Here is a 13389-nt window from a genome sequence, read left to right on the forward strand (position 1 = left end):
GACCGGACCTTCACTGGACGACTTTGACCAAATCGGCTTCGTTCAGGAAGCCCGCGCCCTGCACCGCCACGGTCTCGTCGGCCTTGAGCCCGGTGAGCACCTCCACGCGCTCGCCGATCCGCCGTCCGGTCGTCACCTTGCGCTGACCCGCCTTGTTCTGCGCGTCGATCACGAACACGAAGGTGGTGCCGTCGCGCACCACGATGGACTGCGTGGGCACGGTGAGCGCGGCGCTCTCGCCCAGCGCGAAGCTGCCCTTGGCGAAGGTGCCAGCCTTGAGGTCGCCGTGCCGGGGCAGGTCCACGAACACCAGGATGTTGCGGGTCTGCGGGTCGGCCGTGGGGGCGATGGCGCGCACCGTGCCGGCGATCTGCACCCCGGTGGCGGCGGTCACCCGGACTTTCTGCCCCACCTGGATGCGTCCCACCTCGCTGGGCGTGACCTCGCCACGCCACTCCATGCGCCCCTGGCGCACCAGGCGAAACAGCTCCTGCCCGGCGCCCACCACCGCGCCCACGGTGGCGCCGCGCGCGGAAATGATGCCGTCGTCCGGCGCCAGCACCCGCGTATTGCCCAGGCGCACCTGGGTCGCGCCCAGGGCGGCCTTGGCCGCTTCCCACTGGGCATGGGCCACCTTTTCCTGGGTCAGGTACTGGGCGATCTGCGAGGCCGACAAGGCGCCGGTGTCCTGGATCGAACGCGCCCGCTCGGCATCGGCCTTGGCGTTTTCATAGCTGGCCTCGGCCTGCATCAGGCTGGCCCGGCTCTGCAGGCTCTCGGCGTGGGTGGTCTCGTTGGCAAACACCGCCAGCACCTGGCCCTTGCGCACCACGTCGCCGACGTTGACGTTCACCAACGACAGCCGCAAGCCGTTGACCTCGGCACCCACGCTGGCCTCCTGCCAGGCGCTGATGTTGCCGTTGGCCTGCAGGGTCAGGGCTAGGCTCTCGCTGGAGGGCCGGGCCACCGTGACCGTCATGGACGGCTTGGGTCCGACCTCGTCGGCCGGCAGGGTTGCCTCGGCCGATTGCGCGGGCTGGCGCAGGAACACGGCAAGGACCAGCAGCAACAGGGCCGCCAGGGCGATGGCCAGCCAGAGCCAGCGTTTGCGGGGGGATGGGGTGTGCAGCGTTGCGGGATTCATGACGGCTCTTTGGATGCGTTGAGGGTGTCCAGCGGATCAAAGCCGCCGCCCAGGGCGACGTACAGGCTGATCCAGGCGTTGATGCGTTCCTGCTGCAGCGTCACGGCGCTGCTGTCGGCGTTGAGCTTGAGGCGGCGGGCCTCTTCGAGCTCATTGAGGTTGGCCAGGCCCACGCGGTAACGCGCCTCGGTGGCGTTGAACGAGCGGGTATAGCCCTCCACGGCGGTCTGGGTGGCGTCCACCCGCTGTCGCAGGCTGGCGAGGCTCACCAGCGCCTGCTCCACCTCGGCCACCGCGCGCCGCAGCGTGCCGGCGTAGGCCGCACCGGCGGCGTCGTACTGGGCCACGGCGGCGTCCGCGCTCGCGCGCAGACCGGCACGCCCGATCACCGGCAGGCTCAGCGTGAGCGGACCGACCGACCAGCTGTTGAAGGAGGTGGTGATGCCTCCGCTGGAAAACCGGTTGCGCAGCACGCTGCCCGAAAGGCTCAGGCTGGGCAGCAGCGCCGCGCGGGCCACGCCCACGCCTTCGCCGGCAGCCACCAGGTCGCGCTGCGCGCGGTAGACGTCGGGGCGCTGGCGGATCACCTCCGCCGGCACGGCGCTCACGGCCAGCATGGCCTCAAGCCGGGGACTGGCCGGCAGGCCGGGCGCGGCGGCCAGCTGGGCGCGCAGCTCGGGTTCGGCCAGGCCGGTGAGCGCCACCAACGACTTGAGCTGCCGCTCGCACTGCTCGGCCTGCTGCTCGGTGCGGCTGGCGGCGTCGGCGCCGCTGGCGCGCGCCAGGGCGGCCACGGCGGGCGCGGTGAGTCCGGCGCGCTCGCTCTGCGCATTGGCATTGGCCGTCGCGGCGCGCGAGTCGCGGTCGCTGCTGGCCACGGCGAGCTGCGCCAGGCACAGGCGGTGGGCGAAATAGAGCTGGGCCACCTCGGACGCCACCAGCACGCGCGCCTCGTGCCAGCCCGCGTTGGCCGCATCCTGTTGGGCCCGGGCGCGCTGGGCACTGGCCGCCTGGCCGCCCCACACGTCCAGCGCCCACGACATCTGGGCGCCCGCGCTCAGGCTGTTGCCCAGGGGCTGCTGGCCCGGGGTCTCGCCGCGCGAGGCGTTGGCCAGCACGGAGACCTGGGGGCCGGCCGCGCTCTGCACGCCCGCCAGACTGGCGCGCGCGGCAAACACCTGCGCCCGCGCAGCGGCGATGCTGGGGCTCAGGGTCTGGGCGCTCTGGATGAAACCGGTCAACACCGGGTCATCGAACTGGTTCCACCACTGCGCCAGGTTCTGGCCGCTGCCCTGGTGCGCCAGCGGTGGCGCGTACCAGGCTTCGGGCAAGGCCACCGCTGGTTCGGTGGGCGGTGTGGTGGTGCTGCAGGCGGCCAGCACGGCGGCCAGTGCCACCACGGCAAATGTTCTCTTCATCAAACTCGGAACTCCCCCGTTGGATTGCTTTTTGGGCGCTTGACTCTCGGCTGTTTTTGCGTCACGGGCGTGACCAGGTGTTACGCCCCTGTTGTCGTATCGGGTATTGGTTCCCGCGCGCCTTCAGTCGTCCTCGGGCGCGAGCCCCGGAAACAGCACGTCGTTGAACCCGAACCGGCTGAAATCGCGCATGCGCATGGGATAGAGCTTGCCCAACAGGTGGTCGCATTCGTGTTGAACCACCCGCGCATGAAAATCGGCGGCTTCGCGGTCGATCGGGTGGCCGATGATGTCACAACCCTGGTAGCGGATGCGCCGCCAGCGCGGCACCACCCCGCGCAGGCCGGGCACCGACAGACAGCCCTCCCAGTCCTCTTCCTCCTCGTCGCCCAGCGGGGTGATCACCGGGTTGACCAGCACCGTGCGCGGCACGGGCGCCGCGTCCGGGTAGCGCGGGTTGGGCGCGCCGCTGCCGAAGATCACCACCTGCAGGTCGACGCCGATCTGTGGCGCGGCCAGGCCCGCGCCGTTGGCGGCCGCCATGGTGTCGAGCAGATCGGCCACCAGCTGGTGCAGCTCGGGGGTGTCGAACGTGGTCACGGGACGCGCCACGCGCAGCAGGCGCGGATCGCCCATTTTCAGGATGGTTTGAACGGTCATGGTGCGGAAATGGGGTGGCGGCTCAGTGGTTTACCCCGTAGGGTGTTGGGCGCGGGTCGCGGTACATTGACTTTCGCTGACCGGACACGGTGTGCCCGGGGCGTTTCAGGAGGATTTTCCATGCATTCACCCCGTTCTGCGCCCCCCTTGGCACCGGCCGCACCGTCCAGGCTTGGGCTCGGGGCGCTCGCCACCGGTTTCCTGCTGGCCGCAGGCCTGGCGCTGTGGAGCGCCCAGGCCCGTGCGCAAGGCGCCGAGATCTTCAAGGGTGCCGACCTCGTGCTGGGCGAAAAGCTCATCGCCGAACACCGCTGCGCGCAATGCCACGCCAGCAAGGTCGGCGGGGACGGCAGCGGCATCTACAAACCCCGGGGCCGGATCAACACCGCCGGGCTGCTGCGCGGCATGGTCGAGCAGTGCAACACCACGATGAACCTGCAGATGTTTCCGGAAGACGTGACCGCCGTGGCCGCGGTGCTCAACCGCGACCACTACAAATTTAAATAAGGCCTTCCGAGCCACACCCGGTGTGGCGTGCCGCAGACAGAGGCGAAGTGGCCCTGCTTTAGACTGGCCCACCGCTTGTTACAGCACGCCTCCATGTCCCTTCTTTCACCGTTTGCGTCCGCCTGTCTTGCCATCGGGCTCGCCTTGAGCACACCGGCCGCCCTGGCCCAGGACAAGCCGCCGGCCGACACCGCTGCCGATGCCCCTTCGGCGGCACAGCCTTCCATCCCCGAACCCTCGTCGTCGGCGCGTGCGCTGTTTTCCCGCTCCAAGGACGGCATCGTGCAGGTGCGGGTGCTGCTGGCGAGCGCGGGCGAGCAGTCGTCGCTGGGCTCCGGGTTTCTGGTGCGCGACGACGGCGCCCAGGGCGCCTGGGTGGTGACCAACTACCACGTGGTGTCGGCGCTCGCGATCGACCCGCAGAAGTACCGCATCGAGCTGCGCGGCAGCAACCAGCGCGTGGCCAGGGCCCGGCTGGTGGCCCTGGACGTGGTGCACGACCTGGCGGTGCTGCGCACCGAACCCGAGGCCAGCAACACCCCCACCGCCTGGCAGGTGCTCACGCTGCGCGAGGCCCCGCTGGTGCAGGGCAGCAAGGTGTTTTCCCTCGGCAACCCGCTGGAGCTCGGGTTCCTGATCTCCGAGGGCATCTACAACGGCTCGGTGGAGTCCCGGATCTACGAACAGATGCTGTTTTCGGGCGCGCTCAATTCGGGCATGAGCGGCGGCCCGGCCATCGACGACAACGGCCAGGTGGTGGGCGTCAACGTGGCCACCCGCCGCGACGGTGAACAGCTGAGCTTTCTCGTGCCCAAGCGCTATGCGCTCGAGCTGCTGCAGACCGCCTGGCGCGGCGGCGGCGGCGCGCGCACGGAATGGCGCAGCGAGATCGCCCGCCAACTGCTGGCCCACCAGCGCTTCGTGGCCGGCAAGCTGCTCGACCCCAGCGCCGGTGCCAGCGGCGCCGGGGCGCAGGCGGGTTTCTCCAGCCAGGTGCTCAGCGGCCGCCCGGTGCCCACGCTGGACGGCAACCTCACCAAGTGCTGGGCCAGTGGCATGGACGGCGAGCGCCTGCGCTACCAGCGCGATCGCCTGGACTGCGACCTGCAGTCCGAGCTGTTCGTGCGAGGCAACCTGCACACCGGCAGCCTGAGCATCGGCCACACCCTGCTGCGCAACGACCGGCTGGCCACCCCCCAGTTCATCGCCCTGGGTGCCCACGGCAACCCCGGTTGGCGCGGCGTCGGCCAGGGCACGGGCGAGCTCACACGGGCCGAATGCCAGGACGACTACGTGCAGACGGCCAGCCACGTGTACCGCGTGGCCATCTGCGCGCGGGCCTACCGCAAGTTCGAAGGCGTGTACGACTACAGCGTGCAGGCCACCCAGGTGGACGACGCCCGGGAGCGGCTGAGCAGCCACATCGACCTGCGCGGTTTTTCGTTCGACAACGCCCAGCGCCTGGGCCGCATGTTCCTGGAGCGCCTGCAATGACCTGGTTTGTCGAACACGTGCACCGCGACGGTTCGGTGCTGGCCCGGGTGGCGGTGCCTGGCGATGCCCTGCGGATCGGCCGCGCGCTGGACAACGACCTGATCCTGGACGACGCGCACTGCGCGGCGCACCACGCGTGCCTGCGGCTCCAGGCCGACGGCAGCGCCGTGCTGGAAGACCTGGGCAGCGTCAACGGCATCGCACGGCACCCGGGCAGGCCCGCCACTGAGGCCATCTCCGTCACCACCGACCAGCCGCTGCGCGTCGGGCAGAGCCTGCTGCGGGTGCGCTCCAGCGACTGGCCCCTGGCGCCCGAAAAACCGCTGTCCTCACGCACCGTGTGGCCTTGGGCCCTGCTTGCCTTGTCGGCGGTGCTGGGCTACAGCGCCTGGGAGGTCTGGCTCTCCGATCTGAACGACAAATCGCCGCCCTACCTCTACATGCTGAGCAGCATCGCCGCGGTGTTTGGCATCTGGAGCGCCGCCTACGCGCTGTTTGGCCGGCTCATCGGCGGCGTGGACCGCTTCTTTTCCCACCTGCTGATCGCCTGCTGTGGCTACCTGTGCGCGGAGGCCATCCACGCGGGGCTGGAGTCGCTGGCCTTTTCCACCGGCTGGCTGTGGCCGCTGCAGATCGCGCCCTACGTGCTGATCGTGGTGGTGGCGCTGGTGGTGCGCCAGCACCTGCGCCTGGCCGACCCTCGGCACTGGCCCACCACCCGCTGGGGCGTGCTGGTGGTCACGGTGGGGGCCTTCCTGGTGCCGCTGGGCCAGACCTGGATTTCGCAGCAGCGGCTGACCGACATCCAGACCATGGGAAAAATCGCCCACCCGCGCTGGCGCCTGGCCCGGCCCGTGCCGGTGGGCGATTTCAGCGAGCGCTCGGCCGCGCTGCAACAGCGCGTGGACGCGGCGCGCAGCGCGCCGGCGGACGAGGATGAATGGTGGTCGGGAGACGAGGAGTGAAACACCCCCCGCGCCGCTTCGCGTCACCCCCCTCTCTCGCCTTCGGCGGGAGGGGGACGGCACTGGCCGTCCGTCCTGAGCCTGTCGAAGGGCGGCCCGGCGGTGCCCCTGGGCTGCATCGCTCTCACTTACCGCCGGTTGAGGCGTCCGCGCCTGGGGCCAGCAAAGCCAGCATGGCGGCCTCGTCGAGCACCGCCACGCCGAGATCGCGCGCCTTGTCCAGCTTGCTGCCGGCCTCGGCGCCGGCCACCACGTAGTCGGTCTTCTTGCTGACCGAGCCCGCCACCTTGGCGCCGGCGGCTTCCAGCAGGTCCTTGGCCGCGTCGCGGCTGAGCGTGGGGAAGGTGCCGGTGAGCACGAAGGTCTTGCCCGCCAGCGGTTTGGGGGCCTGTGCGGCGGGCTCGCCCTCTTCCCAGGTGACGCCACAGGCCCGCAACTGCTCCACCACCTCGCGGTTGTGCGGCTGCTCGAAGAAGGTTCGGATGCTTTGCGCCACCACCGGCCCCACGTCGTTCACCTCCAGCAGTTGCTCCACCGTGGCGTCCATGATGCGGTCGATCTGGCCGAAGTGCCGCGCCAGGTCTTTCGCCGTGGCCTCGCCCACGTGGCGAATGCCCAGGCCGAACAGGAAACGCGGCAGCGTGGTGTGTTTGGACTTCTCCAGCGCGGCCACGATGTTCCGCGCCGACTTGTCGGCCATGCGGTCCAGGCCGGCCAACGCGGTGAAGCCCAGGCGGTAGAGGTCGGGCAAGGTCTTGACCACGCCCGAGTCCACCAGTTGCTCCACCAGCTTGTCGCCCAGGCCCTCGATCTCGACCGCGCGGCGGTGGGCGTAGTGCAGGATGGCTTCCTTGCGCTGGGCGGCACAGAACAGGCCGCCGGTGCAGCGGGTGTCCACCTCGCCCTCCTCGCGCACCGCCGCACTGCCACAGACCGGGCAGACCTGCGGCATGGTGAACACCTCGGCGCCCTCGGGCCGCTTCTCGGGCAGCACGGCCACCACCTCGGGGATCACGTCGCCCGCGCGGCGCACGATCACCGTGTCGCCCACGCGCACGTCCTTGCGGCGCGCTTCGTCTTCGTTGTGCAGGGTGGCGTTGGTCACCGTCACGTTGCCCACGAACACCGGCGCGAGCTTGGCCACCGGTGTGAGCTTGCCGGTCCGGCCCACCTGCACGTCGATGGCCAGCACGGTGGTGAGCTGTTCCTGCGCCGGGTATTTGTGCGCCACCGCCCAGCGCGGCTCGCGCGTGACGAAACCGAGCCGGCGCTGCAGCGCCAGCGAGTTGACCTTGTAGACCACACCGTCGATGTCGTAGGGCAACTGGTCGCGGCTGGCGCCGATGCGCTGGTGAAAAGCGACCAGCTCGTCGGCCCCCGTGGCGATGGCGGTCTGCTCGGCCACCGGAAAACCCCAGGCCTTGAGCTGCATGAGCAGCGCGAAGTGGGTGTCAAACGCCGGGCCGCCCTGCTCCGGCGGCGTGGTCTGGCCCAGGCCGTAGGCGAAGAAGCTCAGCGGACGCTGGGCGGCAATGCCCGAGTCCAGCTGGCGCACCGCGCCTGCGGCGGCGTTGCGCGGGTTCACAAAAGTCTTTTCGCCTTTGGCACCGGCGGCGATCTTCGCGCGCTGCTTCTCGTTGAGCGCATCGAAGTCGTCGCGGCGCATGTAGACCTCACCACGCACCTCCAGCAGCGGCGGGGCATCGGCCGGCAGGCGCAGGGGAATCTGGCCGATGGTGCGGACGTTGTTCGTCACGTCCTCGCCCACCTCGCCGTCACCGCGCGTGGCGGCCTGCACCAGCACGCCGTTTTCATAGCGCAGGCTCATGGCCAGGCCGTCGAACTTGAGCTCGGCCACGTAGTCCACGGGCGGATCGGCCTCGGTCAGTCCCAGCGCACGGCGCACGCGGATGTCGAAACTGCGCGCACCGGTCGGCTCGGTGTCGGTCTCGGTGTTGATCGACAACATGGGCACCGCATGGCGCACCGGCGTGAAGGCTTCGAGCACGGAGCCCCCCACCCGCTGCGTCGGCGAATCCGGCGTCAACAGCTCCGGGTGCGCGGCTTCGAGCGCCTGCAATTCTCGGAACAGACGGTCGTACTCCGCATCCGGAATCTCCGGCGCGTCCAGCGTGTAGTACAGGTGGGCGTGGCGGTTCAACAGCGCGCGCAGCTCGGCCGCGCGTTCGGCCGGAGCGGGCTCAGAGGAAAAAAGATCAGAAGTGCTCATGCAGACAAGATCACACAGCGAATGAGGGGAAGTCAACCGAGGATGCCGCGGAACCGGCTTCGCCGGGCCGCCAGCATCGCCCCTTGGGGGGTCACGCGAAGCGTGGCGGGGGGGTCAACTAAACAGCCGTCGCGCCTGCGGTGAACCCGCCGACAGATCGCGGCTGTCGAGCGCGTCGTACAGGCTTTCCAGATCGGCCCCGATGCGGTCCATGGTGTCGGTGGACAGCGGTTGGCCGGCGTCGTCGGTGACCACACCGTCCATGGCTTCGGCCAGCGCGGCGGCGGCCTGGCGCATGCGCACGAACGGTTGTTCGCTGCGCGGCACGTGTGTCACTTCCAGCGACAGCGCGATCTCGCGCAGCGCGCTTTGTTCGGGGTCTTCGGCCATGGCGGCCTGCGGGTCGAACACCAGGCTCAGGACCGGGGCCTGCCCGTTCTGGCTGCCCGCCAGCACCATGCGCCCGGGCAAGGCGCCGGCCACAAAGCCCAGCCGGGCGGCGTTCTGCGCCACATAGCCCGGGCTCCAGGCGGCGCGGCGCGCGCGCAGCACGAAACCGAGCTGGGCGTCGTGTCCGCTGGCGAAGGCGTCGAGCTCGCGCGCGCGGGCCACCTCGGCCCGCATGTCCGGGAAATCGGGTGTGGCGCCCACGGCGTCGGCGAAGGCCTGGGCCTTGACGACGAACTCGGAGAACTCGATGTCGTTGAGCGCGCCGGCGCGGTTGGCCAGCTGCACCCCGGCCTGCAGTGCGCGGTAGCGCTGGCCCGGGCGCGGGCTTTCCCATTCGCCGGAGCTCTCGCTCTGCCCTTCCACCGCGAACGGCTTGCTGCCCACGCGGCGTGTGCCCGGCAGGGCAGCCAGTAAGGCGTCGCCCGAGACCTCGCCTTCGAGCAGCATCGGCGTGATGACGTCGATCAGGGCGTCGAGCGCGGGCTTTTTCTCGGGCACGTGGACCACGTTGTTGAGGGTCACGGGCACCACCGGCGGCCCCGGGTGGCGGGCGTCCGGGGGCGGTGCGTCGCTGGCGGTGTCCGGTGACGGACCGTCGTCGAGCACGGGTTCGATGCGCTGCGCGATGTCCAGCCCCGGCCCGGTCTGGGGCCGCTCGGCGAGCGCCGCCGGGGTGGTGTCGTCGAAACGCCCGGCCTGCGAGCCGCCCTCGTAGGCGCCGGGTGCGGCGTCCTGCGGCCCGCGCTCGCGCGCCGTGCGGGGCGCGCTCTTGCTGGTGACCCAGGCGTTGTAGGCCACCACGCCCGCCAGCACGAGCCCTCCGATGATGGCCAGACTGAGTTGCAGTGTGCTCATGGTGCGAGGAGAAGTGGGAGATGGGGGTTGGGTGCTCAGGAGGGTTCGAGCATGCCGGCGGCGGACTCCATGTCCACCGCGACGATACGCGAAACGCCCTGCTCCTGCATGGTCACACCGATCAGCTGCTCGGCCATTTCCATGGCGATCTTGTTGTGGCTGATGAACAGGAACTGGGTGCCCTGCTTGCTCATGCTGGTCACCAGCCGGGCGTAGCGCTCGGTGTTGGCGTCGTCCAGCGGCGCGTCCACCTCGTCGAGCAGACAGAACGGCGCCGGGTTGAGCTGGAAGATGGCGAACACCAGCGCGATGGCGGTGAGCGCCTTTTCGCCGCCCGAGAGCAGGTGGATGGTCTGGTTCTTCTTGCCGGGCGGCTGTGCCAGCACCTGCACGCCCGCGTCCAGGATTTCCTCGCCGGTCATCACCAGACGGGCGTTGCCGCCGCCGAAGAGCTCGGGGAACATGCGGCCGAAGTGCTCGTTGACGGTGTTGAAGGTGCTGCCCAGCAGGTCGCGGGTCTCGGCGTCGATCTTCTTGATCGCGTCTTCCAGCGTGTTCATTGCGTCGTTCAGGTCGGCCGACTGCGCGTCGAGGAAGGTCTTGCGCTCTCGCGCGGCGGTAAGCTCGTCCAGCGCGGCGAGGTTGACCGCACCCAGCGCCTGGATCTCTCGGTGCATGCGGTCGATCTCGCCCTGCAGACCCGCGAGCCGCACGTTGCCCTCGGTGATGCTCTGCGCCACCGCGGCCAGGTCGGCCTGGGCCTCTTCGAGCTGCTGGCTGTACTGCTCCACGCCCAGGCGCGCGGCCTGTTCCTTGAGCTGGAACTCGGTGATGCGGTTGCGCAGCGGATCGAGTTCGCGCTCCAGTTGCAGGCGGCGCTCGTCGCTGGCGCGCAGCTTCATCGTGAGGTCGTCGTACTGGCTGCGCAGGGCGCCCAGGGTCTGCTCGCGCTCGAGCTTCACGGCCAGCACGTTCTGCAGCCCGGCCTCGGCGGCGGCGGCGCTCAGCCGGGCCAGCTCGTCGGTGGCACGCTGTTCTTCGTCGACCAGCGCCTTTTCCTGCGAGGCCGCGGTTTCCAGCGAGCGCTGCAGCTCGCCCTGGCGCGCCTGCAGGCTGCGCAGGGCGAAGGTGGCTTCCTGCGCGCTGCGCTCCAGTGAGCGCTGCTGTTCGCGGGCGGCGTTCAGCGCGCGCTCGGCGTCGATCACCTTGTCGTCGAGCTGGGCATGGCGCTCCTGGCTGTCGGCGAGCTGCATGTCCAGCTCTTCGAAGCGGGCTTCGGCGGTGACCCGGCGCTCCTGCAGCTCATCGAGCTGGGCGTCCACCTCGGCGAGGTCGGCGGCGATCTGTTCGCTGCGCGCACGGGTCTGCTCGGCCAGCTGGGTCAGGCGCAGGGCCTCGACCTGCAGCTCGTGGGCCTTGCCCCGCGTTTCGGCGCCTTCGCGGCGCGCGCTCACCAGGCGCTGCGAGGCGTCGGTGTAGGCCGCTTCCGCGCGCACCAAGTCCGTGCGGGCCTGTTCGGCCATCAGGGCCTGGGCGCGCAGCTGTTTCTCCAGGTGTTCGATTTCCTGCGCCCGGGCCAGCAGACCGGCCTGCTCGCTGTCGGGCGCGTAGAAGCTCACGCTGTGTGCACTGACCGCGTGGCCGCTGGGCACGTAGATCACCTCGCCGGCCTGCAACTGGGCGCGCTGCGCCATCGCCTCGTCCAGATTCGCCGCGGTCAGGCAGCCTTGCAGCCAGTCGGCCAGCAGGGCTTTTTGCCCGGCGTCGTTCAGGCGCAGCCAGTCGGCCAGGGGCTTGAGGCCGCTGGAACTGCCCGTGGCAACCCCTGCGGACACCGGGCTGTAGAACGCGAGTTTCGCCGGGGGCGCATCGTTGGCGAAGGCACGCACCATCTCCAGCCGTGAGACTTCGAGCGCGCCCAGGCGCTCGCGCAGCGCGGCTTCGAGCGCGTTTTCCCAGCCGGTTTCGATGTGGATGCGGCTCCACAGGCCCTGCAGGCCGTCGAGCCCGTGTTTGGCCAGCCAGGGTTGGAGTTTGCCGTCGGTCTTGACCTTGTCCTGCAGCGCCTTGAGCGCTTCCATGCGGGCCGACAGGTCGGACTGTTTCGCCGACTCCTGGTTCACCGCCTGCTGGGCGGCGCGGCGCACTTCGTCGAGCTGGGGCACGCTGTCCTGCAGTTCGTGCAGCACGGCATCGGCCACATCGGCCGCTTCCTGGGCCTCCGCCAACTGGCTTTGCGCACTGAGCAGGCGCGCCTCGTCGGGCGCGGCCAGGGCGTTGCGGTCGGCCATCAGGCGTTCGCGGCGCTGGTTGAGCTGGCGGCTCTGCTCTTCCACGTTGCGCTGTTCGGCCGCCAGCACCTGGATCTGCTGCTGCACCTGGGTGACGCTGCCGCGCTGCTCGTTGGCGCGGTTCTGTGCCTGGCGCAGGCCGTCTTCCAGCGCGGGCAGCGCCCCGGCCTGCTCCTCGCCCTGGGCGGCGAGCACCACCGACTTTTCTTCGGCTTCGACCACGGCCTCGGCCAGTTGCTCCAGTTCAACGCTGGCGTCCTGGCTGCGCGTGGACCACGAGGCCATCTGTTCTTTCAATTGCACCAGACGCTGTTCCACGCGGGTGCGGCCCTCGACCACGAAGCGGATCTCGGCTTCGAGCTTGCCGACCTCGGCACTGGCCTCGTAGAGCTTGCCCTGCGCCTGGTTCACCTGGTCGCCGGCGGCGTAGTGCGCCTGGCGGATGGTCTCCAGCTCGGCTTCCACGCGGCGCAGGTCGGCGGTGCGCGACTCCAGATCGTTCAGGGCCTGGGCGGCGTCGTTCTTCACCTTGACCTGATCGGCCTCGGCCTCGCTGCGTTTGAGGAACCAGAGCTGGTGCTGCTTGAGCGTGGCGCCGGTCTGCAGCGTGTTGTAGCGCGCGGCCACCTCGGCCTGTTTCTCCAGCTTGTCCAGGTTGGCGTTGAGCTCGCGCAGGATGTCTTCCACCCGCGTGAGGTTTTCGCGCGTGTCGGCCAGCCGGTTGGCGGTCTCGCGGCGGCGCTCCTTGTATTTGGAGACCCCGGCGGCTTCTTCGAGGAACAGCCGCAGCTCTTCGGGCTTGCTCTCGATGATGCGGCTGATGGTGCCCTGGCCGATGATGGCGTAGGCGCGCGGCCCCAGGCCGGTGCCGAGGAACACGTCCTGCACGTCGCGGCGGCGCACCGGCTGGTTGTTGATGTAGTAGCTGCTGGTGCCGTCGCGGGTGAGCACGCGCTTGACGGCGATTTCGGTGAACTGGCCCCACTGGCCGCCGGCGCGGTGGTCGCTGTTGTCGAACACCAGTTCCACACTGGAACGGCTGGCCGGCTTGCGGTTGTTGGTGCCGTTGAAGATCACGTCCTGCATGGACTCGCCACGCAGCTCGGAGGCCTTGGACTCGCCCAGCACCCAGCGCACCGCGTCCATGATGTTGGACTTGCCGCAGCCGTTGGGACCCACCACGCCCACCAATTGACCCGGCAGCATGAAGTTGGTGGGTTCGGCGAACGACTTGAAACCGGAGAGCTTGATCGAATTGAGGCGCACGGGAATTCGGTCGCAGGAAGCTAACTGTTTGATTTGAAACGAAAATCCGGCCACACCCGGGGCCGGATCGCAAGCCGCATGATACCGTGTCCACCCACCCCTGGACCGC

9 protein-coding genes are annotated in these 13389 nt (G+C 69.7%); 3 read left to right on the forward strand and 6 right to left on the reverse strand.

Annotated features, from left to right (window positions below):
- Positions 1–10 precede the first annotated feature (10 nt).
- The 3 genes from AC07YZ_RS02375 to def form a co-directional block, all read right to left on the reverse strand.
- The gene (locus AC07YZ_RS02375; protein ID WP_494793564.1) at positions 11–1144 is read right to left on the reverse strand and encodes an efflux RND transporter periplasmic adaptor subunit; all 1134 of its coding nucleotides are present in this window, start codon (positions 1142–1144) and stop codon (positions 11–13) included.
- Complete coding sequence (locus AC07YZ_RS02380; RefSeq protein ID WP_494793565.1) at positions 1141–2562, reverse strand: efflux transporter outer membrane subunit; 1422 nt, start codon at positions 2560–2562, stop codon at positions 1141–1143. The genes AC07YZ_RS02375 and AC07YZ_RS02380 overlap by 4 nt, the downstream gene beginning before the upstream one ends.
- Before the next feature lie 123 nt (positions 2563–2685).
- Entirely contained in the window at positions 2686–3222 is a 537-nt protein-coding gene (gene def / locus AC07YZ_RS02385; RefSeq protein ID WP_226492909.1) for a peptide deformylase, read from the reverse strand.
- A 120-nt stretch (positions 3223–3342) separates the two neighbouring features.
- Here def and AC07YZ_RS02390 point away from each other — a divergent pair, with 120 nt between their 5' ends.
- The 3 genes from AC07YZ_RS02390 (at position 3343) to AC07YZ_RS02400 (ending at position 6188) form a co-directional block, all read left to right on the forward strand.
- The gene (locus AC07YZ_RS02390; protein WP_494793566.1) at positions 3343–3729 is read left to right on the forward strand and encodes a hypothetical protein; all 387 of its coding nucleotides are present in this window, start codon (positions 3343–3345) and stop codon (positions 3727–3729) included.
- Positions 3730–3822: 93 nt separating this feature from the next.
- Positions 3823–5223, forward strand: coding sequence for a S1 family peptidase (locus AC07YZ_RS02395; RefSeq protein ID WP_494793567.1), 1401 nt, complete (start codon positions 3823–3825; stop codon positions 5221–5223).
- A complete protein-coding gene (locus AC07YZ_RS02400; protein WP_226492906.1) occupies positions 5220–6188 on the forward strand; it encodes an FHA domain-containing protein in 969 nt (322 codons plus the stop codon). Before AC07YZ_RS02395 ends, AC07YZ_RS02400 begins: the two co-directional genes overlap by 4 nt.
- A 124-nt stretch (positions 6189–6312) precedes the next feature.
- Here AC07YZ_RS02400 and ligA read toward each other — a convergent pair whose 3' ends face one another.
- The 3 genes from ligA to smc form a co-directional block, all read right to left on the reverse strand.
- The gene (gene ligA, locus AC07YZ_RS02405; RefSeq protein ID WP_494793568.1) at positions 6313–8418 is read right to left on the reverse strand and encodes an NAD-dependent DNA ligase LigA; all 2106 of its coding nucleotides are present in this window, start codon (positions 8416–8418) and stop codon (positions 6313–6315) included.
- Positions 8419–8532: 114 nt separating this feature from the next.
- Positions 8533–9723, reverse strand: coding sequence for a cell division protein ZipA C-terminal FtsZ-binding domain-containing protein (locus AC07YZ_RS02410; RefSeq protein WP_494793569.1), 1191 nt, complete (start codon positions 9721–9723; stop codon positions 8533–8535).
- 35 nt (positions 9724–9758) lie between these two features.
- Positions 9759–13280 carry a chromosome segregation protein SMC gene (smc, locus tag AC07YZ_RS02415; RefSeq protein ID WP_494793570.1) on the reverse strand — a complete coding sequence of 1174 codons (3522 nt, stop codon included), beginning with the start codon at positions 13278–13280 and terminating at the stop codon, positions 9759–9761.
- Between the last annotated feature and the right edge of the window lie 109 nt (positions 13281–13389).

This window comes from Hydrogenophaga sp. GW101-3F08 (assembly GCF_059424585.1).

Bases quoted from the DNA above. Each gene is read 5' to 3' on its own strand.
- AC07YZ_RS02395 (WP_494793567.1), top strand. From the start codon at position 3,823: ATGTCCCTTCTTTCACCGTTTGCGTCCGCCTGTCTTGCCATCGGGCTC.
- AC07YZ_RS02410 (WP_494793569.1), bottom strand. From the start codon at position 9,723: ATGAGCACACTGCAACTCAGTCTGGCCATCATCGGAGGGCTCGTGCTG.
- AC07YZ_RS02390 (WP_494793566.1), top strand. From the start codon at position 3,343: ATGCATTCACCCCGTTCTGCGCCCCCCTTGGCACCGGCCGCACCGTCC.
- AC07YZ_RS02380 (WP_494793565.1), bottom strand. From the start codon at position 2,562: ATGAAGAGAACATTTGCCGTGGTGGCACTGGCCGCCGTGCTGGCCGCC.
- AC07YZ_RS02375 (WP_494793564.1), bottom strand. From the start codon at position 1,144: ATGAATCCCGCAACGCTGCACACCCCATCCCCCCGCAAACGCTGGCTC.
- AC07YZ_RS02400 (WP_226492906.1), top strand. From the start codon at position 5,220: ATGACCTGGTTTGTCGAACACGTGCACCGCGACGGTTCGGTGCTGGCC.
- def (WP_226492909.1), bottom strand. From the start codon at position 3,222: ATGACCGTTCAAACCATCCTGAAAATGGGCGATCCGCGCCTGCTGCGC.
- ligA (WP_494793568.1), bottom strand. From the start codon at position 8,418: ATGAGCACTTCTGATCTTTTTTCCTCTGAGCCCGCTCCGGCCGAACGC.